Genomic DNA, 21,192 nt, shown 5'->3' on the forward strand with positions numbered 1-21,192 from the left:
AATAGTAGCCTGTTTTATCGTAAGGAAAGGCAGGAGGACAACGTGTCGGTAAACAGAACGCAGTCTACGAATTCCTCTTAGATAATTGATCCGTTAAAGCATCGATTTGCTGCTGCAGACCCTCAAGCGTATCATTGAGCTCCTGTTGAGCCTTTTTATCTTCTTCGGCGGCGATAATCGACTCTTCTATCGCTTCCAAGGCCGATAGAACAGCAATGGCGTCCGCCACCGTAGTGAGAATAGCTGCCGTTAACGCCAGCGTCAGACTTTTATCTAATGGATTCTGATCATCATTATCTTGATTTAGATTTTTAGTGTTTTTACCCATAAAAACGCTCCTTTACTCCATGTCATAAACGTTTATCATTTGTGGATATTAAATAAAGGCTCTTTCACTATATGAACTTTTACAGCCTTTTGTGAAATCAATTCAAAAAAACCCTGAGACTTTCACGGCAGCTTTGCACGCAAAATAAACACCCAGTCCTATTAAGAACAACCCCGCCGCTAAAGAGATGAGCTTCAAGACCCCAGGCTTTAGCAGTGACTTACTGAAATGAACGGTAAAAGCCAGATTCACATTCCACATACCAATCCCGATAAAAATAGCGCTGTTTATGAAAAAGGCTCTCAGCCTATTTTCGTCCTGCAGCGAATCGCTGAGCACCGATCCATAAATGCCTAGCCAAAAGAGGAGGTTTAAAGGGTTGAAAGCTGCGATTGAAACCCCTGTGAGATAGGGACGAAGCAATTCAGCACGATTGCCCTCGCCTCTATAATCAGCCTCTTCCACGATCGGTTCAGATGGATGGAAGAAGCTCTGGATGCCTGTATAAGTGAGTACGAGGGACCCAAATACTAACAATGTAAGCTGTACACCATTTACAGTTAAATACTCGGAAAGTCCTCGGTACATAAGAAACATTAAAGCAAGGTCTGTCGTCATGCCGCCCGCTCCTACAAGTAAAGAAGGCCAGAACCCCTGATGAATACCCCTTCTAATAATTTCAATATTGATCGGTCCAATCGGGGCTGCGAGTGACAGCCCAAGAACAATCTGCCGGATTAAAAGTAAGATCATGCCATAAGCCTCCTGCAATGTAAGAAGTTTGTCCTTATAGTTAATGAATGGACAAGGTGAAATAGAAGTGAAAGGCTGAAAAAAGGAGTGAACAGCTTTGTGATTCGGAAAGCTTCTGACCGTCTATTTATGGTGGAATAGAGGGCAAGTTGTGCATGAATTTGGGGAGATATTCAAATTGGCTGCTATATCAGTTTTATTGGTGCTTCGTATAAGCAGATTAGGAAAGATTTAAATGGAGCTAAAGAGGAGAGGATCTTTTGGAATTCACTACTGAAAGGTTAAAAATTAGAACGTTTAAGAGGCATGACTTACAAGATGTATTTAACATCTACAATAACGATGAGACATGTAGGTATCTACTGCACGATAAATGGACACGTGAAAACATGCAGGAGTCATTTGATAAGAAATTAAAGAACCGTTCCCTCACTAAAGAAAACGGCTTAAGTTTGGCGGTGGTGGACCGTACAAACGTTATTGGTGATTTATCAGTATGGTTTACAGCGATGAAGGATACGGTTGAAATTGGATACAGTTTTTCTGCTGAAACTTCAGGTAAGGGGTACGCAACTGAAGCAGTTAGTTATTTAGTTAGAAAATTATTTGAAGAATTTGAGGTGCATCGCATCCAAGCCACCTTGGATGCGAGGAATTTAGCCTCTCAAAAGTTGTGTGAGCGAATAGGGATGAGAAAAGAAGCGCACTTCAAACAGGACTACTGGAGTAAAGGTGAGTGGACAGACAGCATTGTATATGGAATGCTGGTTGAAGATTTGTAAAACGGAAGACTATAGTGCGGGGGGACAGGCAATGTTTTAATAAAAGGAAGTTGAGATCACTTGGTAAATTAGTTTTTTAGAGAAATAACTTTCTAGAAGTGAATGGAAAATAAATTCCACTTCTTTTAGTAGAAATAATCTAATTACATTAATGCAGGTCAATAGAGAGAAGGAGTGAGTGAAGTGAGTAATAATATAAAGCAAGTCTTAGAAATAGCTGAAAAGCATAATCTATTTCTTAAAGAAGAAACCATGAAGTTTAATGAATCCGGACTTGATTTTCAGGTTGTGTTTGTAATGGATAATAGTGGTGTGGAATGGGTGCTCCGATTACCCAGACGTGATGATGTGATGCCTAGGACAAAAGTCGAAAAGCAAGCATTAGACCTGGTGAACCATCATCCCAAATCTTTTCAAGCGCCAAATTGGGTTATTTACACAGCTGAGCTAATAGCTTACAAGAAATTAGATGGGGTTCCAGCAGGAACTATCGATCATAATATTGGAAATTATATTTGGGAAATAGATATCAATCACGTTCCAGATTCATTTCACAAATCCCTTGCTAAAGTGTTAGCAGAGCTTCATAGCATTCGTGGTGAACGAGCTGCCGGGCTTGACATTGTGGTACATACACCAAAAGAAGCAAGGAGTTCCATGAAACAACGGATGGATGCTGTCAGAGCGAAGTTTGGGGTAGGTGAGCGTCTGTGGAACAGATGGCAAACATGGATTTCTGATGATGAAATGTGGCCAAAGAAAACAGGACTTACCCATGGAGATATTCATGCGGGACATACTTTAATTGATAACGATGCTAACGTCATTGGTTTAATCGACTGGACAGAAACGAAGATCACAGACATTTCAAATGACTTTGTCTTTAATTATAAAGCTTTTGGGGAAGAAGGACTTGAAGCTCTGATACGTGCTTATAAGGGTGCAGGTGGATATTACTGGCCAAAGATGAAAGAGCATATTATTGAGCTAGACGCCGCCTATCCAGTTTCAATAGCCGAATTTGCGTTGGTCTCCGGTGTTGAGGAATACTATCAGATGGCTAAAGAAGCATTGGAAATAGCCTAGTATAAACAATCCAAGCTTAAGTAATAGAGTGGGGAGAGCTTCATATACAACTCGACAAAAATACAATCAAATGTAGTTAAGGAGAGGAAGTACGATCAAATCGATCTTCTCGTCCAACAAATCATAGGAGAAGATTACAGGTCGATTGACGAAACAGGGGGATATGATAGAATAAAACTCTATAAACATTTGAATATTTTAAATTTTCTTATCTAGAGAGGTAGAGGGACTGACCCTATGAAACCTCGGCAACCGGCTGATTTATGCACGGTGCCAATTTCAGAGGAAGGCGAGAGCTATTCCGGAGATGAGAGAGCAAGCTGCGACAATAAGACGGTTGCATACAGCCCTTCTCTCTTTATTAGTGAAGGGTTTTTTTATTTTTTCAAAAGGAGGGTGAGTGTAATGTTTTTAGCGATGATGGTATGGGTGGGTACAATGATTTTTTCCTTCCTGTTAGGCACATTTCTTTGTTACAAAGTGGAAAAGTCAGGTGTTAAACGGTGGGGAGCTACTGGTAGTCTATTTAAGTATAAATAAGGGTTGGAAGGAAGTTGTTGACAAATGATATGGTATGTAATCGTATTTAGTTTTTATATACTTTTTCTAATTTGGGCAAATATAAAGAGTCTTAAAAAAGCAGAATCAATTGATGATTATACAACCGGCGGCCATAGAATGGGGCTGCTCCTTGGAATAGGTACAACGGCAGCCACATGGGTTAGTGTAGCTTCTGTCATCGGGGTCCCAGGATATTTGTACAGTTCAGGTGTATCGGCTGTAATAGGCTGGGTAGCAGGCTGGTGTTTTGGTGGAGCCTTAATACCTATTGTCGCTTATAAAATAAGGAGACCAGAAAAGCCTGCCAGGACCTTCCCTGAATTTATCCGACATAGGTTTGAACCATTTCAAAATAAGAGTACATTACAAGCGATTGTTGGTATTTTAATGTTTATCGGTTATTTGCTTCTAGTAAATGTTCAGGTGACTGGCTTTGGTATCGTTTTTTCAAGTATCACCGGCATTGATTACAAAATAGCGATCTTCGGTTTCTTACTTTTTATTTTAATTACAAGTGTGGGTGGATTTTGGTCTGTGGCTGCCACCGATACATTAAATACTATTTTGATTACCATCGGAGTATTGCTTGCGAGCGGGGTGGTATGGTCGTTAACTGGGGGCATTGGCAGTATACTAGAAACACTTTCGACAACTACTGCGCCGACAAATGCAGGGGGACCGGCGCTAGAAGAGGGAATTTTACTATCTCCTTTTGGGACATTTGGTATTGGTGCATTGCTTTCTATTTTTATTTCAAATTCATTAGGAACTCCTTCTTCCCCTCACTGGGTAACAAGGATGTTGGCCCCTCAAAACGTGAAAGTTGCGATATTACAGGTCATGGGTACGATCCTTGTGTTAATTTTCATTATGACTCCATTGATCATTATCGGTTTAGGGGCAAAAGTTCTTGTACCTAGCATTCCTGTAGGAAAAACTACCGACTATATTATTCCATTAGTAATTCAGGAGTACACCCCGCCTATTATCGGGGGCATTACACTGGTAGCTATTTGTGCAGCCGCAATATCCACTGCAAATTCGATGTTGCTACACTGCGCTACTTCTCTTTATTATGATGTGTATTTGAATATATCTTCAAAAAGAATCGGTGAGAGGAAGTTTAAGAACTGGCTCCGCCTAAGTATATTTACAATTGCAACCGCAGCCGTTCTATTAGCTATTAATCCACCATGGTTTTTGGCTATGGGCTTTGTCTATGTGTATGGAGGGTTTGGGGCTGCGTTCTTCCTCGTGGTTTTCTTAGGGCTGTACTGGAAAAGAATGAACAGAGCGGGGGCCTATGCCGGGATCACCATCGGCTCCGTTGTTTATGTGGCAGCGAAGGCAATGGGTTATGGAATGCCGTTTGTAATCGCTGTTGCTGTATCACTGATCGGGGTGTTACTTGCTGTTTACTTTACGAAAAGACCACCACTTGAGGCCTATGAACCTTATTTTAAGGCAGAAGTCAGCGAATCTACTCAGCAGGTTCTGAAAAAAATGAGAAACACTACTCAAGAAGATTCTGAAGGTAATAATGATCGTTCTAATATAGGTTAAAGTGTTCTCAATTGCCTGAGGAGCTGCTAAATTTGACAGCTCCTCAGGTTATTTTTTTACTGGTTCGATAAATAGTTGAACCATAAAATTCGAATAGTAAGCTTTAATAATAAATTATATTTACCTCGTCAAAACATTTATCGTTCCAGAATATGTGGATTCAGTAATACAGGGGAGTCTGTCCATTGATGACTTAAAAGTCGGGAATTACAGCAAAGTCATGTGGCAGAGTTGTCGCCAATCTTTTAAGCATTTTTTAGTTAATCATGCATGCCCACTCCTTCAATAAACTCCTCTAAAAGCATCTTTTTTTATATTCTTTTTGGTAATATGATTCTTTCTTAAATGATTGGTCATAGATTCCACCATAGACTTCGGGCCAGCAACAAAGTAATGGGCATTATTTTTATGTGAAGCAAGAAATTGATCTGTTTTGTGGTACATATCTTCTATTGAATCGAGAAAGTGTACATTTATTGATGTATCAGCACTTAGTTCATCAAGTTCATGTTTGTAAATGTGTGGTTTGCTATCTAAATAGAGAAGTTCAATTGTTTTTTCGTGTGTGTCCCCTTCAGCTTCTAATTGTTTTACAATAGCTCGAAACGGGGTGATCCCTATACCGGCTGCCAGGAAGAGCGTGGGGGTTTTTTCTTTTAAGTAGAATGAGCCAACAGGACCGCTCATAGTAATTTTTAAACCTTCTTCTAACTCTAGGAGAGCTTTTTTAAATTCACTTGGCTGCTCACTAATTCTGGTTGTAATTCTAATTACACCTTCGGAGGGGGAGGAGGCCACACTGAACGGTCGAATGGAGTCTTTCATTTTCTTATGAGTTATGGTAAACAACCCATGCTGTCCTGCCTTCCAGGTTAAGTCTTTCTCTTTTTCAAATAGAAAGTTGTAAACATCGTCGGATTCTTGATATCTCCTTAGAAAGGGGAGTTCTGTTTTAGTGAAAATAGATAATTTATCTTTTAAAAAGCTCATTCTCATCCTCCTCTGTATTAGGCTTCCTCCAAAATACTTTTTAGCTGACCAATCTTATTGGCCCAACCATATTTCGCTCCCATAAAAGCTTGATTTTCTTCTTCGAACCCTGAATGTTCAAGGTGTAAATAAGTAGTGTCACCTTCTTGAGTTAAGGTCCAGGTGACGATAGTATCGATCGGACCGCCTACCCATGTGTAAGATAATTTATGGGGCTTGTCTACCACCAATACTTCACTATCTACAACCAAATCGATTTTCTCATTTCTAAATTGACATTTATACCCCACGATCGGTTTGAAGTTATTCTCCATAACCCACTGGGCCAATATTTCCGACTGTGTTAAGGCATTCCAAACCTTATCTATAGGGCTCTTAAATTGAAATTCTAATGATAAATCTGCCATCTTCTACTCCTCCAATATATTTTTAAGTGTGTTTGCTCTTTCCTTCCAGAAATCCTCATAAAAGGATAACCAGTCTTTAACTTCCTGTAAGGGCTCTGGGTTTAATTTAAATCTTGTCTCTCTACCTTTTTTACTGTTAACTACTAAGTTGGCTTCTTTAAGAATAGTCAAATGCTTAGAAACAGCAGTTCGCCCCATCTCAAAGTGATTCGTTAATTCGTAAAGAGGCAGTTCCTTATCTGAATCTGCTAACAGACGTATTAACTTTCGCCTTGTTGGATCCGCAATAGCTACAAAAACGTCACGTTCTTGGTAAGTGTGCTTCAAATCCTCCCCTCCTTCAATATGACACCATTTGGTAACATAATAATAAGACACCAATTAGTGTCTAGTCAAGTCCTCTGAGAAAAAGTATATGAAATGAACAATGTATTTAAGTAAGAAATATTAGTTGTCACGGTATTTTCTAACATAGAAAAAACTGAGCATTTTTGCTTGAGTATTTCGAATTCGATGAGGGTGTTTCTTTATAATGCTTTGTCCGGTTTATAGAGGAGTATGTGAGAAGTTTGATGGTATCGAGGAAGATCTGTATGACCAATTTCCTTCACGCCGCTAAGTATAAAAGAGACCTCCCTACGAACACTATAAAAAAGGAGGAGACCAAGTGAAAACAGCGATTATCGGGGCGGGACTTGCCGGTCTTTCATGTGCATTGACATTGGAAAAACATGGGCATATGGCTGATATATTTGAACAAAGTAAGGGAATAGGTTTTCGCTATGACATTGCGGAATTAATGACGCCTATTCTTCACGCACCTATCAATGACGCGGTGAAATTCTTTTCTGAAACCTATAATATCCATTTAAAGCCGTCCAGCAATGTACAGAAAATATATGTCCATTCCGAAAACGAATCTGCCTATGTAGAAGGAAATATCGGTTTTATCAATATGCGGGGCGAATATAAGGAGTCCTATGAGAAGCAGTTAGCCCAACAGCTGGTCCATAGCAAAATCCATTGTGACAGCCATGCGACTTATGAAGGCATCTCCAAAGAATATACCCATGTGGTATTAGCCACAGGTGATTCACAGGATACACAGCAGATCCAGCCATACGACATAGCCTATTCTTCTACTTTTGCCGGTGCTGTCGTTAAAGGAGATTTCGTCCGTAATGAGGTACATACCTGGTTTAATAACGATTTTGCTCCAAAGGGTATGGGCTATTTGCTGCCTCACTCCAATACACAAGCGACTCTCGTGAACGTTTATCCGCAATATGAGGTAGATGGGTTACAAAAAAGAAATGAGTTCTGGGAAGCAATGGTGAATCAAGTCTCCCGAACTTTGAACCAGGAAATTGTAATTGAAGAAGAATTTACGATCTCCGATTACCAGATAGGCAAATGCAGATATCCACGGATCGGAAACACATTCTTTGTTGGCAACTGTTTCGGAGCCATTACTCCATTTCTAGGCTTTGGGCAGACGGGGTCTATTCTTAGCGGTATTTATGCAGCTCAGGATATTTGCGGGCTTGGCGATTATGAAACGCTGTGTAAAACGCTCGATAAGGATTATGATGATTCCCTGGTACTCCGCAGAGGGATTGAAAAACTGAGCAATCATCAACTGGATGTAGTGACTAAATCACTTCACAATTCGATGGTGAACAAGGTAGTCACCCAGCCGAACATGAGTGTTTTGAAAGGACTCAGCTATTTATTAAAGCCTTTTACGTCAAAATAAATCTACCAATCCCTTTGAAAAAAGAAAAAATGTTTTAGAACTGTGTCTGACCCCGCTCTGTTAAGAATAAATAGAGTGGGGATCAGACCCTTTTAATTTAAGCTAACAAAATTTTCCTGATTTGTGTGCTATAATGATATATGCGTGTGAATCTTTTTATTTTTTAAAAAATTCACTTACTGGCTATTCTATATGGACAAGTTTTCTTGACCGACATGTAGAATCTCTTTTACGCGGATTTACTGCAGTAAAATTAGATTTGGGAGGAATAGCTTTATGAAAGAACGTGCAATCGTGTATTGTGAAGATAAATTTGGAACAATGGATGGAAAGACAGCCAACGGGCTGGTAAGAAGCTCAAGAAACTTTGATATCGTGGGGGTTATTGATAGTACAAAGGCTGGGATGGACGCCGGTGAATTTCTGTTTGGAAAGGAAAATGGTATTCCAATCTTCGAGGATCTACACCATGCACTGGAGTTGTTGGAGGATGTTCCTCACCAGTTTATATATGGAATAGCGCCATCAGAGGCTTTCTTGAAAAAAGCTGAACGAAACCTTCTTTTTTATGCCATGGAACGGGGGATGAATATTGTTAATCCTCTTCATGAATTTTTTACAAATGATCAAGAATTTATAGACGTTTCAAAAAAATGTAATGTCACGATAAACGATGTCAGGAAGCCTCCGGAAAAGAAAGACATGCATCTTTTTTCAGGTAGAATCCTAACAATGGATACGCCGGTCATAGCGGTACTAGGCACAGATAGCGCAAACGGTAAACGAACAACTTCTGTGCTGCTTGAAGAGGCCTTAATGATGCAGGGATTAAATGTCGCCTTTATTGCAACTGGCCAGACTGGTTTAATCCAGGGGGCAAAATACGGTGTTGCTATTGATGCGATCCCTTCTCAGTTTATGACAGGGGAAATTGAGAACCAGATCATAAAAGCGTGGACAAATGAAAAGCCGGATATCATTATCGTTGAAGGGCAGGGAGCATTAAGTCATCCAGCCTATATTAGTTCATGTGGAATTATAAGAGGTGCAAGACCTGGTGCCGTTATTGTACAACATGCCCCGAAACGGGCGCAACTAGGTGATTTCAGCTATATGAAAATGCCGACAGTCAAAAGTGAGATTGAATTAATCGAAAACTTTGCGAAATCAAAAGTCATTGCTGTGACGATAAACCATGAAAATATGTCTGATGAAGAATTGGATCATACGATTTCAGAATATGAAAATGATTTGAAACTTCCAACAACGGATACTCTTAAATTTGGGTGTGATAAATTAATATCAAGTATTTTTGAAGCTTATCCAGACTTAAAAAGGAAACAGAGCGTTACCACTCATTGACCAGATCACTTACTCCACGCATCGAAATTAACCTGGCAAAAATCGCACATAATACATCAGCGCTAGTCGGAATATATGGGTCTAAAAATATTGGATTAATGGGAGTAACGAAGACGGTTTGCGGATCCCCGGAAATTGCCCGGGTCCTGTTGGAACAGGGAATTCCCATGCTGGCTGATTCAAAGCTGGTCAACCTAAAAAGAATGCGGGAAGCTGGCATTCAGGCGGAGTTTGTATATTTGAGATCACCCGCTTTAAGCGAAGTTGACTGGGTCATTAAATATGCTGATATAAGTATCAATACTGAACTGGCTGTAGTTACAAAATTATCTGAGGCAGCACTGGAAAGAAATACGGAGCAGCACATTATTATTATGATCGAGATGGGTGATTTAAGAGAAGGACTCATGCCCGAGGATCTTGACTGTTTTATTCAAGAAGCACTGACCTTGAAAGGGATTGAAGTCATGGGGATAGGTGTTAATTTTGCCTGTTTCGGTGGTGTCAAACCAGACAACCAAAAGATGGAGGAGCTATCCTTACTAGCTTCCATGATTGAAACAAAATTCACCTTACCCCTTACAATTGTATCAGGTGGGAATTCAGCCAATTACGAGTGGTTTAAGGGTGCTGCAGATGTGGGGAAGGTAAATAATCTGCGTTTGGGAGAATCGATTTATTTGGGGCGGGAAACGTTAAATCGATTGGTGATCCCAGAGTTGTACACGGACGCATTTACTTTTATTTCAGAGGTTATCGAGTCAAAAGTAAAACCTTCGATGCCCTATGGAGAGATTGGACAGAATGCTTTTGGAGTGGCTCCGCAGTTTCAAGATCGTGGACTCATGAATCGCGTGATTGTTGGCATGGGTAATCAAGACGTATTGGTTGCAGGGTTAGTGCCGTTATTAGATATTGAAATCCTCGGGTCAAGCAGCGATCATACAGTAATTAATGCCAAAGATAGCAACTTGAGAGTTGGCGATGAAGTCAGTTTCAATTTGAACTATGGAGCCCTTCTTTCCCTTATGACGTCTCCTTATATTTATAAAAAATACAGCTATGTTATTTAATAAAAGCCGCTCAGGGTCGACGCTCTGAGCGGTTTTTAAAATGTAAGTTTGTTAAGCGAGGCAAAAGAGAGATGGTGTAATTTTAGTATAATTTGTGAACCTAATAAAATTGTCTGTCCCCCATCGGCAAGTAGATATCTCCCTTCACTCACACACTTCTTATTACGAATTAATTTTCGAAGAGTAGAGTTAGTTAAAGTCAGGTAGAAATATTTTAAGAAGGCGAACCTTATGATTAAGGATTCGCCCACACTCTTTTTTCTTCAATGATTTTATACTTTTAAAAAAGCAATTGTATTAATACCATATAGAAGATTGTGCCGACTGCAATGGATAGAAGCATGTTTTTTCTCCAGAAATGAATCATGGCTATAAGCACTATGGAATGATCTCTGGAAAACTACGAGAATCTTTACTTTATAATTGAAAAAATGTACGGATCTGTCCGCTTACCCCTTTAAATCTATCTTTCTCCTCAAGGTTCGAAAGCATCCCCTTGATGACTGCCCGTCGAGGCTGTTCCTGCTGGATCTCTTCAAGAAGGAAACTAATCGTGACGTCTATATCCTCATTAGAACTCGTTTCCATTACACTTAACGTTTCTATAATCGTGTGAAGCTGGTTGTAATAATAATTCTCCGGCATGACACGGTTCATAATATCATCATTTATGACTGGTTGGTCACCAGTTCGGTTGAACCCTTCGACAATATAGTCAGCGCGTCTTAAAATGGATTCGCATAATTGTTCGATGTCTAACTCCATTCCCTCGATGATGATCAAATCAAGATAGGTTTTGAACATTCCTTGCATTAATAAAGTCACTTCCCATATGGTCTGATCGATGGCTTTACCATAAATCGCAAGCAGATTTCTTCTATAAAATAGATAAGAGTTAAAACGTAAGTGCTGCATAAAATCTTCAATATCCTTGTTGTAGGGAAGAGCTTGTTCGCGGATTTGTGTGATGATGAAATCACGGTGATTAATGATTTCTCGGTAAGTAACCATTAATTGTCTAATAAACTTCGTGCGAGGATCTAAATCCATCGCTTGTATTTCATTGGATTTGAGTTGGATTTTACGTGAATAATGCTTGAGAGCCTCTAACAACAGACTATCTTTCGACTTAAAATGTAAGTAGAACGCCCCTTTTGAAATGTTGCATTCATTGGCTATTTCTTGCACAGTAGTGTTGCTATAACCTTTCTTGGCAAAAAGTCTGAGTGCATTTTCGATAATAAGAAGGGATTTATTTTTCATTTAATAAGCTCCTCTATTAACAATCTTGTATTTTCCACTTGACGGTTGACTGTTCGGTCATATATATTTTATATAGTTATGACTGTATAGTCAATTAAGGAGAGGTGAATGAGATGAAACAGATTATTAATTTTTCAATGAACAATAAATTTGCTGTATGGCTGATGACAATTATTATAACCTTAGCAGGTTTATACGCAGGGTTAAATATGAAACTAGAAACACTTCCGGATATAGACCCACCGGTCATCACTGTGACCACTACATATCCAGGAGCGACACCGGAAGAAGTTGCGGATGAAATATCTGAACCGTTAGAGCAGCAGATCAGCAATTTAAGCGGGGTAAACACAGTAAGTTCTACTTCCTACCAAAATGCCTCTAACTTACAAATTGAATACAGTTTTGATAAAAGTCTGGACGAGGCAGAAGATGAATTGAGCGAGGCAGTAGAAGGTGTGGATCTGCCCGATGGGGTGGAATCACCTGAAGTTTCACAATTAGATTTTAATGCATTTCCAGTGCTCAGCTTAAGTGCGGTCAGTGAAGATCAATCGCTGGATGAACTGACGGCTGCGCTTGAGGAAAATGTGATTCCTTCTCTGGAAAGTTTAGAGGGTGTGGCAGACGTTCAAGTGTCGGGACAGGAATTGCAGGAAATATCGATCGATTTCGATGAAGAAGCTTTATCAGAATATGGCTTAGATGAGGATACAGTTGTGCAGATGATCCAAGGTTCTGATGTTTCGATGCCTCTTGGACTATACAACTTTGAGGACGCGGAAAAGTCTGTCGTAGTAAATGGGGAACTGGAGAACCTCGATGAATTACGAAACCTTGAAATTCCAGCGGTACCTTCACAAGGAGCAGGCCAGCAGGCACCGTCAGAAGAAGGGGAAATGGCTGAAGAAAGCGGCCAAATACCGCAAGGAGAAGCTTCAAGTCAGATGCCTGGAACAGGCGAGAATGAACAAACAGCTAACATTCCTACTGTAGCGCTTAAAGAGTTAGCAAACATAGAAATGAGCGGGAAAACGGAATCTATTTCCCGTACGAACGGAGAAGATTCCGTATCCCTGCAAATTGTTAAGTCTCAAGAAGCGAATACCGTAGATGTTGTCAATTTAGTAAAAGAACAAGTCAATGACTTCGAAGAGAATTTAAATGGCGTCAGCTTTATTAATTCTTTCGACCAAGGAGAACCGATTGAAGAGTCGGTAAGTACCATGTTAAATAAAGCACTCTTTGGCGGTTTGTTCGCTGTCGCTGTCATTCTTCTGTTTTTACGTAATGTGAAAACAACGTTAATTTCTGTTATTTCCATTCCATTATCTTTATTAATGGCAGTTCTCGTATTGAATCAGATGGGCATTACATTAAACATTATGACGTTAGGTGCGATGACAGTCGCGATTGGACGTGTAGTCGACGATTCCATTGTGGTGGTAGAAAACATATACAGGCGCATGTCGCTGCCGGGGGAAGAATTAAAAGGAAAAGCGCTCATACGCTCAGCAACACGGGAAATGTTTATGCCCATCTTTTCTTCAACGATCGTTACGATTGCCGTATTCCTGCCATTAGGTTTAGTTGAAGGAATGGTCGGGCAGATTTTCCTTCCATTTGCATTAACGGTTGTATTTGCGTTAGCTGCTTCACTTCTCGTAGCGGTGACGATCGTTCCGATGATGTCGCACTCGCTGCTGAAGCCTGAAAAAATAAAGGCTCATACGGAAGGGTCAGGCGGCCGATTGGGACTCTGGTATAAGTCCCTCTTAAATAAAACATTGAATCACAAAATAATTGCTTCTGTCGCTGCTGTTGCCATATTAGCCGGAAGTATTGCACTTGTACCTTTAGTTGGAGTCAGCTTCCTGCCTTCTGAAGATCAAAAGGTCGTGATGGCTACGTACAATCCTGAACCAGGACAAACAATTGAAGATGTTGAGGAAATAGCCATAGAAGCGCAAGAATATTTTGAAGGCAGAGAAGGAGCCGACACTATTCAGTATTCGGTGGGTGGAGAAAACCCGATGAGTCCTGGGGCCTCTAACCAGGCGGCATTTAATGTGGAGTACAATGATGATGCTGAAAACTTTGACACTGAATCAGAACAAGTTATTGAAGATCTCCAGTCTTTAACCGATACAGGGGAGTGGGCTTCTCAAGACTTTTCTTCGACAGGATCAAGCAGTGAAGTCGAGCTTCTCATTTATGGTGAAAATATAGATGAAATTAAACCTGTCGTAAAAGATGTAGAAGGCATGTTAACAGAGCGAGATGATTTATCGAGCATTGATTCTAGCGTTTCTGAATCCTATGAAGAATATCAGCTCGTTATCGATCATGATCGATTAAGCGAGTCTGGATTAACAGCCGGCCAAGTTGGAATGGAATTAAACGAGAGTCCCGCTCGATCTGTCGTTACAACGGTTACTGAAAACGGCGAAGAGCTGGATGTGTATGTAGCTTCAGATAATGAAGAATATCAAGCCATTGAAGATTTGACAGCGAAAGAGCTGCAAACTGCTTCAGGGGAAACGATAACGATTGATGAAGTTGTTGATATCGAAGAGGGCACGACAGCCGACACAGTGACCCGTCGTGATGGTCAAGTGTACGCCAGTGTCAGTGCTTCTATAACTTCAGATGAAATTGGTTCTGTCACAGCTGATATTCAGGAAGAGATTGACAGCATGGAACTGCCGACAGGAATGGACATCACGCTTGGAGGTGTATCAGAAGATATTGAAGAATCCTTTACTCAGCTGGGCTTAGCGATGCTAGCGGCGATAGCGATTGTCTATCTAGTGCTCGTCATATTCTTTGGTGGAGGACTGGCCCCATTAGCGATCTTGTTCTCTTTACCGTTTACTGTGATTGGGGCTGTGCTCGGTCTGTTAGTCACTGGAGAAACGTTGAGTATTTCTGCCATGATTGGAGGGCTTATGCTTATCGGTATTGTAGTTACGAATGCCATTGTATTAATTGACCGGGTGATCCACAAGGAAAACGATGGATTTACTACACGTGAAGCCCTGCTTGATGCCGGGGTTACGCGGTTACGACCGATCCTCATGACGGCTCTTGCCACAATTGGAGCTTTAATGCCTTTAGCTTTAGGGTTTGAAGGCGGATCAATCATTAGTAAAGGTTTAGGTGTGACCGTTATCGGAGGGCTGGCCAGCTCTACCTTGTTAACGCTGCTTATTGTACCGCTTGTATATGAAATGTTGAGTAAGTTTAAGAAAAAGAAAACTACAATTCAACAATAAAAGGAAGAACACCTCTGATTTTAGGGGTGTTCTTTTTTGTGAAGCTACGAATTACCTAACTTATCCAATCTTCTCCCGATAATTTCACTAGTAAAGTAAATCAATACTTTAGTTAAGTATTTACAGTGTAACAGTGTTATGTTACATTTGTTTTAAGGAGTGAAGACAATGGAGGAAGAATTAATCTCGAAAAAAGACTTACTAGAGCAAACTGACATTACTTACGGACAGCTCTATCGTTGGAAGAGAAAAAAGTTAATCCCGGACGATTGGTTTATTAGAAAATCAACGTTTACTGGCCAGGAAACGTTTTTTCCAAGGGAGAAAATCGTTGAAAGAATTAACAGAATCAAAGAATTAAAGGACAGTTTATCACTGGATGAACTAGCCAATGCTTTATCTCCAAAGAAGAAGGACGTAAACATTTCAAGAAAGGACTTTTTGGAACGAAACATTGTTTCATCAAATGCTGTAGTTATTTTTGAAGAGCAATTCAGTGAACTGGATACAATAAATTTTCAAACTTCACTATATTTGTACCTTCTAGATCAATCCTTGGAGACAGGTGAGGTCGGATGGGAAGAAGGGACACAAATCATTCAAACTTTACATGACCACTTTCCGAAGCTAAAGGAAAAGCGTGCTTCATTAATAGTGTTAAGAAAAATGGGTGTTGTAACAGTGCTGCTCGTTACCAATCCCGATGACTTTTATGTTGATGAGAAAACAAAAGTGGCTGTGTCATTAGACATTGATACAGAAGTGGATAAACTACTGAATTCCCTAGTAGGAGGGGGTTTATAAATGACAAACAATGAAAATAAAAAATTAAAAGTTATGGGGGAAGGAAGCTACCCTGGTGGAGATTACGAAATAATTAAAGTCACAGGTCAAGGAGAAATTTTTGATGATATTTATTCCCAAGAAGCAAAGATTGTGGGCGAATATCGTATAGCGGGGAAGGCTGCCATAGACCAGGTGCATGTAACTGGGAGTCTTCATATAGATGAAGAATTAAATAGTAATAGAATGATTGTGATTGGCAGTCTAGATGTTAGGAAGCTATTGAAAGCAAATACGCTTGATATGAGAGGCTTCCTCACCGGGCATGAAAATGTGGAACTGGAAAAAATGAACCTTAAAGGGGGTCTTACGATCACTGGGTTGTTAAATGTTGGTGATTTACAAGTTAATTTACAAGGTGCTACTAGTAAGGTCGGCGAAATAGGCGGTGAGAAGATCATAATCAAAAGCAGCAGGTTTTTGAAACGATCATACACGCTAGAAGCAGAGGTGATCGAAGGAGATCACATATATCTAGAACATACGACAGCAAAAATAGTTAGAGGAAATGACATTGAAATAGGTCCTAACTGCCATATTGAGAAAGTAGAATACAGGTCTGCTTTTACAAATAAAGAAAAGCATTCAAAAAATATTTTGCGAGTTAATCAAATTAAATAATGGGGGATTTTGTTATGGTTCAAAAAGCAAAAGGTGACTTAATTCTATCTGGGAATAGTGAATCAGGCGGCGGCTCATTTATAAAGGTTGCGATCAACGGTCATGGAGCCATCCATGGAAATGTAGAATGTAAAGAATTTAAGTGTAATGGTTCGGGAAAAATAAAAGGGAATATTACATGCGAGCACGCTGTAATCAATGGAAGTACAAAGGTACACGGAGATTTTTCTTCTGACGAGATAAAGATACATGGGAATGGAACGATAGATGGAAATGCTTTTTTTCGAAAAATGGAAATCAAGGGGAATACTCAATGGAAACAATCTATTAAAGGCAACGACTTACTGCTCGAAGGGATGATGAATGTAGACGAGGATTGTGAAGTGGAGAAAGCAGAGCTAAAAGGAGCCTTTACCATTGATGGATTGCTAAATGCTGACCATGTTGAAATAACGCTGCATGGCAAATCCTCTGTGAAAGAAATAGGTGGAGAAGTAATTACTGTCAAAAGAAATCGACACCCCGTTCTTCATTTAGATAAGTTGATTAAAACGTTAAGTAAAAAATTACATGCTACTATCATTGAAGGTGATGTGGTGAAATTAGAATATACGAAGGCTAGAGTTGTGCGCGGAAATACAGTGGAAATCGGTCCCGGGTGTGAGATTGAGTTTATTGAATACCGCAGTGAGCTAAATGTATCGGAAAAGGCTGTCGTAGATAAATCTGAGAAACTTTAAATTACGGAGAGATTGTTGGATTATAAAATATGCGGCGGTAAGGAATGGAAGAAGGTTCTGTTCTCCAGCGTTTTAAACAACTGAAGAACAGAACCTTTTATTTAACTCATTTAATAGTTGACCGCTTCTTCTTCTCTTTGTTTCTCCTGCACCTCTCTTTCAATCTTTTTAATATCCCGCTTCATAAAGATGGAAAGAATAAACGCCAGCGTAATTAACGCGAAGAATACATAAAATACGGCCGTGTACCCACTCGTCTGGGCTCGAATTTGGGAAACAAGCATCGGTCCGAACACCCCGCCGAGCGACCAGGTTGTTAGAAGATAGCCGTGAATAGAGCCGAGCTGCTTCGTTCCAAACAAATCGCCGATAAAGGCCGGCAGATTGGAGAATCCGCCTCCGTAACAGCTGACGACCAGGAAAATAAACACCTGGAACAAAATGACGTTCGTCGTTAATGGAAGCGTAAAGAAGGCTGCCATTTGAATGACGAAAAAGATGAAAAAGACGTTTGAACGACCAAGATAATCCGAAGCGGCGGCCCAGCCAATTCGTCCTCCGCCATTAAAGATCCCCATGATCCCGACCATCGTGGCAGCGGCAGCGGCTGATAAACCGACAACTTCCTGAGCCATCGGGGAGGCAACGGAGATCATCATAATCCCTGCGGTCGTGTTAATGAGCATCATGCCCCACAACAGCCAGAACCTTCTCGTCTTCACCGCTTCTTTTGACGTTAACTGCTGCAAATCTTTTTTGAAAACCTTTTTCCCGGAAGCCATATCTTTTTTCATCGTAGACGGCATCCAGCCTTCTGGAGGCGGGGCGATGTAAGAAGCACCGATCATAATAAATATAAAATAAGCAGCACCGAGTAAGTAAAAGGCATTAGAAATTCCTACGGATGTCATTAAGCTGTCCGCTACTGGGGCTGTGATCAGTGCACCAGTACCAAACCCTAATACAGCTAGTCCTGTAGCTAATCCTCTTCGGTCTGGGAACCACTTAACAAGGGTGGAAACCGGTGATATATATCCAATACCTAGTCCCAGTCCGCTTGCTAGTCCGTAGGTGAGCAGAAATAACGGCAGAGATTCTACGGCAATGGCCACTCCGGACCCCGCTTGTCCTAATCCAAATAAAACAGCGGAAACCATCGCTGATTTACGCGGTCCGCTTTTTTCAACAAATTTTCCAAATAAGGCGGCTGAGGAACCAGCGAGCGCCATCATAATGGTAAATGCGATCGTTACTTGAGTAGGCGTCCAGCCCATTGCTTCACTGACGGGGGTTGTGTAGACGCTGTATGCGTATGCCCCCCCGATGGAGAGATGAATGGCAATAGCTGATAAAGCAATCAGCCATCTGTTTTTCGTTGCTTCCATGTTGTTCCTCCTCTATGTACATGCTGTAAGCGTATACAAATGAGGATACATGGAGCAGAAAACAAAATCAAATTATTTAGAAAAATTTAAAAAATCTGAACAAAAAGGCCTGTTTTTACTGAAGAGGAATCTTAGATTAAATAGTCGTTTCGCTCATAAAAGCATGGACATTACCTTCTGTATCTTCAAAAAAAGTCATCCACGTTTCCGAATGGTCCATTTTAGCCACGACATGAGGCTCGTCTATAAAGGAGATACTTTTTACTTTCAGTTCCTCATAGGTGTGATGAATGTTGTCGACTTGAAAATAAATGACGGAGCTTGGGCGGGAAAACTGCTCCTTTTCAGGAAGGATCAGCATGATGCGTACATCCCTGCATTCGAGGAAGGCCATCGTTTCTGTATGAAACAGCAGCTGGAGACCTAATTGATGCTGATAAAAGTGAAGGGCTCGTTCCACATTTTTTACAGGAATTCCTATTTGACCGATCTTTTGAATAGCTGCACCTTTCATCGTCTCTCTCCTTTTTGAATGGTTTGAACCTAGTATACATGATCCACGTAAGCATATGGCTTATGATAAAATAGATAAGGAATTTATTTAAAAAAAGGTCGGGGTTCATTGGATATTGCATTGTTTATTGTCATCATAGCGGTCGCATCGATTCTGCAGACGAGCACAGGGTTTGGCTTCTCTATTTTAGCCACGCCTTTTTTATTGCTGTTGTTTGAACCAAAAGAAGCAATTCAAATTAACTTAATTTTGTCTCTCGTTATTTCAATGGTTCTCATTCGAAACATTTATCATGATATCGATTTTGGCATCGTGAAACGTTTTACAGTGGGGAGTGCGGTTGGTCTGCCTATGGGAATGATGATTTTTCTCGCGCTTGATATCGTCAAACTGAAGCTTGTGGTGAGCGTAATTATTTTAGTATTAACGGTCCTTCTTATTTTGAAGTTCCGAATGAATCAAACTAAGGGGAGAGACCTTGGGGTTGGCGGGATATCAGGTGTTTTGACGACGAGTATCGGCATGCCCGGCCCGCCGCTTCTGCTTTATTTCTCCGGCACTGATACGAAAAAGGAAACACTGCGCGCAACGACGCTGGCCTTCTATTTGTTTATTTATTTAGCGAGCCTTCTTATTCAAGTATTCGCTGCCGGCACCAATATGAAGGTCTGGATGTCGAGCGGCCTTGCACTTCCGCTTGTATTTGTTGGAATGTATGCGGGACAAAAGTTGTTTTACTGGGTGAATCCCCAGTTATTTCGGGTGTTTACTTATTTGATCCTATTATTTACGGGAATCTATTTATTGATTGGTAATTTATAAAATTGACTGCTGTTTTCTTGTTTTTCCAGTGATCACCCCTTAAGATGAAGGGTAAAAGAACGCTTTTTTTCGCTAATGTGTAAAAGCAGGGAGGGGGAGATCTTATGAATGCTAAAGCTATGCTGCTCGGGCTGGTGACAATCTTGATTTGGGGATCCACATTCGCGGGCATACGTGCCAGTCTTCATGGAGGTTATACAGCTGGTCACCTTGTCCTCGTCCGTTATCTCATTGCATCAGCTGTTTTTTTTGTATTGGCGTTATGGCCGGGAATTCGTTTTCGCCTTCCTTGCAAGGAAGAATTTGTTAAAATCTGTCTGCTTGGCTGGGTTGGGATCAGCCTTTATCATATGGGCGTTACTTTTGGTGAAATCACCGTTTCCGCTGGGACAGCAGGGATGCTGATCGGCTCTGCACCGATTTTTACAGCGCTCATCGCCGTCCTGTTTTTAAAAGAACATCCCGGTTTATTCGGCTGGCTCGGTCTTGGCATCGGGTTTATCGGTATTGTGCTTATTACATTAGGAACGTCAGGGGATTCTTTCGCTATATCAACAGGGGCCTGGCTCGTCTTAATGGCTGCTGTCGCCACGTCCATTTTCTTTGTTTTTCAAAAGCCGCTCTTTGCCCGTTACCGCCCCCTTGAACTGACCGCTTATTTCACGTGGGCAGGAACGCTCCCTTTTCTCATTTTTACACCGGGTGTATGGGATTCTGTAGCGGGAGCGACACTTGAAGCGAACTTATCCGCTCTTTATGTCGGCATTTTTCCTGCTGGAGTAGCTTACGTAACGTGGGCGACAGCTCTCTCGCTCGGGAGTGCAAGCTCCGTGACCAGCCTGATGTACTTAGAACCGTTCGTTGCGATCCTCGTCGCCTGGGTTTGGCTTCAGGAATGGCCGAGCACGCTCTCTCTTGTTGGCGGGGGAATCGCGATTTTAGGTGTCGTTGTGATTAACGGCTTTGCGAAAAAGCAGCAGGTTCTTTTACGAAAAACAGCCTGACAGAGCCTCACGAATCGCTTTTCGGTGGCGGGCACGGCTTCAGCTAACTTGGCTTGACCAAGTG

General features: G+C 41.0%; 22 protein-coding genes and 1 riboswitch. Of the genes, 13 read left to right on the forward strand and 9 right to left on the reverse strand.

Annotated elements, in window-relative coordinates; translation table 11 throughout:
- Window positions 1-64: 64 nt before the first annotated feature.
- Entirely contained in the window at window positions 65-328 is a 264-nt protein-coding gene (locus ACGTNH_RS01040) for a hypothetical protein (RefSeq protein WP_394584419.1), read from the reverse strand.
- A gap of 102 nt (window positions 329-430) precedes the next feature.
- Window positions 431-1,081 carry a LysE family translocator gene (locus ACGTNH_RS01045; protein ID WP_394584420.1) on the reverse strand — a complete coding sequence of 217 codons (651 nt, stop codon included), beginning with the start codon at window positions 1,079-1,081 and terminating at the stop codon, window positions 431-433.
- A 260-nt stretch (window positions 1,082-1,341) separates the two neighbouring features.
- Between ACGTNH_RS01045 and ACGTNH_RS01050 the strand changes: the two genes are divergently transcribed.
- From ACGTNH_RS01050 to ACGTNH_RS01065, 4 genes are all read left to right on the forward strand, one after another.
- Entirely contained in the window at window positions 1,342-1,863 is a 522-nt protein-coding gene (locus ACGTNH_RS01050; RefSeq protein ID WP_394584422.1) for a GNAT family N-acetyltransferase, read from the forward strand.
- A gap of 183 nt (window positions 1,864-2,046) precedes the next feature.
- Window positions 2,047-2,949: a macrolide 2'-phosphotransferase gene (locus tag ACGTNH_RS01055; RefSeq protein ID WP_394584424.1), complete on the forward strand. Its 903-nt coding sequence runs from the start codon at window positions 2,047-2,049 to the stop codon at window positions 2,947-2,949.
- A gap of 205 nt (window positions 2,950-3,154) precedes the next feature.
- A riboswitch (SAM riboswitch) is annotated at window positions 3,155-3,263 on the forward strand.
- A gap of 91 nt (window positions 3,264-3,354) precedes the next feature.
- Entirely contained in the window at window positions 3,355-3,489 is a 135-nt protein-coding gene (locus ACGTNH_RS01060) for a hypothetical protein (RefSeq protein WP_394584425.1), read from the forward strand.
- Window positions 3,490-3,513: 24 nt separating this feature from the next.
- Complete coding sequence (locus tag ACGTNH_RS01065) at window positions 3,514-5,073, forward strand: sodium:solute symporter family protein (protein ID WP_394584427.1); 1,560 nt, start codon at window positions 3,514-3,516, stop codon at window positions 5,071-5,073.
- Window positions 5,074-5,355: 282 nt separating this feature from the next.
- Here ACGTNH_RS01065 and ACGTNH_RS01070 read toward each other — a convergent pair whose 3' ends face one another.
- Genes ACGTNH_RS01070 through ACGTNH_RS01080 form a run of 3 tightly spaced genes read right to left on the reverse strand, consistent with a single transcriptional unit; the run spans window position 5,356 to window position 6,797 of the window.
- A complete protein-coding gene (locus ACGTNH_RS01070) occupies window positions 5,356-6,063 on the reverse strand; it encodes an FAD-dependent oxidoreductase (protein WP_394584429.1) in 708 nt (235 codons plus the stop codon).
- Between the two features lie 17 nt (window positions 6,064-6,080).
- Window positions 6,081-6,470, reverse strand: a complete 390-nt coding sequence (locus ACGTNH_RS01075) for an SRPBCC family protein (protein WP_394584431.1) — start codon at window positions 6,468-6,470, stop codon at window positions 6,081-6,083.
- 3 nt (window positions 6,471-6,473) lie between these two features.
- Window positions 6,474-6,797, reverse strand: a complete 324-nt coding sequence (locus tag ACGTNH_RS01080; protein ID WP_394584433.1) for an ArsR/SmtB family transcription factor — start codon at window positions 6,795-6,797, stop codon at window positions 6,474-6,476.
- Window positions 6,798-7,137: 340 nt separating this feature from the next.
- Here ACGTNH_RS01080 and ACGTNH_RS01085 point away from each other — a divergent pair, with 340 nt between their 5' ends.
- The 3 genes from ACGTNH_RS01085 (at window position 7,138) to ACGTNH_RS01095 (ending at window position 10,661) form a co-directional block, all read left to right on the forward strand.
- The gene (locus tag ACGTNH_RS01085) at window positions 7,138-8,226 is read left to right on the forward strand and encodes an NAD(P)-binding protein (protein ID WP_394584435.1); all 1,089 of its coding nucleotides are present in this window, start codon (window positions 7,138-7,140) and stop codon (window positions 8,224-8,226) included.
- 276 nt (window positions 8,227-8,502) lie between these two features.
- Window positions 8,503-9,588: an N-acetyltransferase DgcN family protein gene (locus tag ACGTNH_RS01090; RefSeq protein WP_394584437.1), complete on the forward strand. Its 1,086-nt coding sequence runs from the start codon at window positions 8,503-8,505 to the stop codon at window positions 9,586-9,588.
- Window positions 9,585-10,661, forward strand: a complete 1,077-nt coding sequence (locus ACGTNH_RS01095) for an alanine/ornithine racemase family PLP-dependent enzyme (RefSeq protein WP_394584439.1) — start codon at window positions 9,585-9,587, stop codon at window positions 10,659-10,661. The genes ACGTNH_RS01090 and ACGTNH_RS01095 overlap by 4 nt, the downstream gene beginning before the upstream one ends.
- 280 nt (window positions 10,662-10,941) lie before the next feature.
- Here the strand turns inward: ACGTNH_RS01095 and ACGTNH_RS01100 are convergent, their stop codons facing one another.
- Together ACGTNH_RS01100 and ACGTNH_RS01105 are read right to left on the reverse strand one after the other, a co-directional pair.
- Entirely contained in the window at window positions 10,942-11,040 is a 99-nt protein-coding gene (locus tag ACGTNH_RS01100; RefSeq protein ID WP_394584440.1) for an AzlD domain-containing protein, read from the reverse strand.
- A gap of 38 nt (window positions 11,041-11,078) precedes the next feature.
- The gene (locus ACGTNH_RS01105; protein WP_394584441.1) at window positions 11,079-11,924 is read right to left on the reverse strand and encodes a TetR/AcrR family transcriptional regulator; all 846 of its coding nucleotides are present in this window, start codon (window positions 11,922-11,924) and stop codon (window positions 11,079-11,081) included.
- A gap of 113 nt (window positions 11,925-12,037) precedes the next feature.
- On the opposite strand from ACGTNH_RS01105, the gene ACGTNH_RS01110 reads away from it, so the two are divergent.
- From ACGTNH_RS01110 to ACGTNH_RS01125, 4 genes are all read left to right on the forward strand, one after another.
- The gene (locus ACGTNH_RS01110) at window positions 12,038-15,199 is read left to right on the forward strand and encodes an efflux RND transporter permease subunit (protein WP_394584442.1); all 3,162 of its coding nucleotides are present in this window, start codon (window positions 12,038-12,040) and stop codon (window positions 15,197-15,199) included.
- Between the two features lie 168 nt (window positions 15,200-15,367).
- On the forward strand, window positions 15,368-16,003 hold the full coding sequence (locus ACGTNH_RS01115) for a YhbD family protein (RefSeq protein WP_394584443.1): 636 nt from the start codon (window positions 15,368-15,370) through the stop codon (window positions 16,001-16,003).
- Complete coding sequence (locus ACGTNH_RS01120) at window positions 16,004-16,663, forward strand: hypothetical protein (RefSeq protein WP_394584444.1); 660 nt, start codon at window positions 16,004-16,006, stop codon at window positions 16,661-16,663.
- Window positions 16,664-16,677: 14 nt separating this feature from the next.
- Window positions 16,678-17,403 carry a polymer-forming cytoskeletal protein gene (locus tag ACGTNH_RS01125; protein ID WP_394584445.1) on the forward strand — a complete coding sequence of 242 codons (726 nt, stop codon included), beginning with the start codon at window positions 16,678-16,680 and terminating at the stop codon, window positions 17,401-17,403.
- Between the two features lie 110 nt (window positions 17,404-17,513).
- Here ACGTNH_RS01125 and ACGTNH_RS01130 read toward each other — a convergent pair whose 3' ends face one another.
- Both ACGTNH_RS01130 and ACGTNH_RS01135 read right to left on the reverse strand, forming a co-directional pair.
- Entirely contained in the window at window positions 17,514-18,788 is a 1,275-nt protein-coding gene (locus tag ACGTNH_RS01130) for an L-lactate MFS transporter (RefSeq protein WP_394584446.1), read from the reverse strand.
- Window positions 18,789-18,924: 136 nt separating this feature from the next.
- Window positions 18,925-19,302: a VOC family protein gene (locus ACGTNH_RS01135; protein ID WP_394584447.1), complete on the reverse strand. Its 378-nt coding sequence runs from the start codon at window positions 19,300-19,302 to the stop codon at window positions 18,925-18,927.
- A 108-nt stretch (window positions 19,303-19,410) separates the two neighbouring features.
- On the opposite strand from ACGTNH_RS01135, the gene ACGTNH_RS01140 reads away from it, so the two are divergent.
- A complete protein-coding gene (locus tag ACGTNH_RS01140; RefSeq protein WP_394584448.1) occupies window positions 19,411-20,124 on the forward strand; it encodes a sulfite exporter TauE/SafE family protein in 714 nt (237 codons plus the stop codon).
- Between the two features lie 104 nt (window positions 20,125-20,228).
- Window positions 20,229-21,128 carry a DMT family transporter gene (locus ACGTNH_RS01145; RefSeq protein ID WP_394584449.1) on the forward strand — a complete coding sequence of 300 codons (900 nt, stop codon included), beginning with the start codon at window positions 20,229-20,231 and terminating at the stop codon, window positions 21,126-21,128.
- The last annotated feature ends 64 nt before the right edge of the window (window positions 21,129-21,192 follow it).

The organism is Halobacillus sp. B23F22_1 (assembly GCF_043497005.1).
Classification (GTDB): Bacteria; Bacillota; Bacilli; order Bacillales; family Halobacillaceae; genus Halobacillus_A.

Bases quoted from the DNA above. Each gene is read 5' to 3' on its own strand.
- ACGTNH_RS01040 (WP_394584419.1), bottom strand. From the start codon at position 328: ATGGGTAAAAACACTAAAAATCTAAATCAAGATAATGATGATCAGAAT.
- ACGTNH_RS01045 (WP_394584420.1), bottom strand. From the start codon at position 1,081: ATGATCTTACTTTTAATCCGGCAGATTGTTCTTGGGCTGTCACTCGCA.
- ACGTNH_RS01060 (WP_394584425.1), top strand. From the start codon at position 3,355: ATGTTTTTAGCGATGATGGTATGGGTGGGTACAATGATTTTTTCCTTC.
- ACGTNH_RS01065 (WP_394584427.1), top strand. From the start codon at position 3,514: ATGATATGGTATGTAATCGTATTTAGTTTTTATATACTTTTTCTAATT.
- ACGTNH_RS01070 (WP_394584429.1), bottom strand. From the start codon at position 6,063: ATGAGCTTTTTAAAAGATAAATTATCTATTTTCACTAAAACAGAACTC.
- ACGTNH_RS01075 (WP_394584431.1), bottom strand. From the start codon at position 6,470: ATGGCAGATTTATCATTAGAATTTCAATTTAAGAGCCCTATAGATAAG.
- ACGTNH_RS01090 (WP_394584437.1), top strand. From the start codon at position 8,503: ATGAAAGAACGTGCAATCGTGTATTGTGAAGATAAATTTGGAACAATG.
- ACGTNH_RS01105 (WP_394584441.1), bottom strand. From the start codon at position 11,924: ATGAAAAATAAATCCCTTCTTATTATCGAAAATGCACTCAGACTTTTT.
- ACGTNH_RS01110 (WP_394584442.1), top strand. From the start codon at position 12,038: ATGAAACAGATTATTAATTTTTCAATGAACAATAAATTTGCTGTATGG.
- ACGTNH_RS01115 (WP_394584443.1), top strand. From the start codon at position 15,368: ATGGAGGAAGAATTAATCTCGAAAAAAGACTTACTAGAGCAAACTGAC.
- ACGTNH_RS01120 (WP_394584444.1), top strand. From the start codon at position 16,004: ATGACAAACAATGAAAATAAAAAATTAAAAGTTATGGGGGAAGGAAGC.
- ACGTNH_RS01125 (WP_394584445.1), top strand. From the start codon at position 16,678: ATGGTTCAAAAAGCAAAAGGTGACTTAATTCTATCTGGGAATAGTGAA.
- ACGTNH_RS01130 (WP_394584446.1), bottom strand. From the start codon at position 18,788: ATGGAAGCAACGAAAAACAGATGGCTGATTGCTTTATCAGCTATTGCC.
- ACGTNH_RS01135 (WP_394584447.1), bottom strand. From the start codon at position 19,302: ATGAAAGGTGCAGCTATTCAAAAGATCGGTCAAATAGGAATTCCTGTA.
- ACGTNH_RS01145 (WP_394584449.1), top strand. From the start codon at position 20,229: ATGAATGCTAAAGCTATGCTGCTCGGGCTGGTGACAATCTTGATTTGG.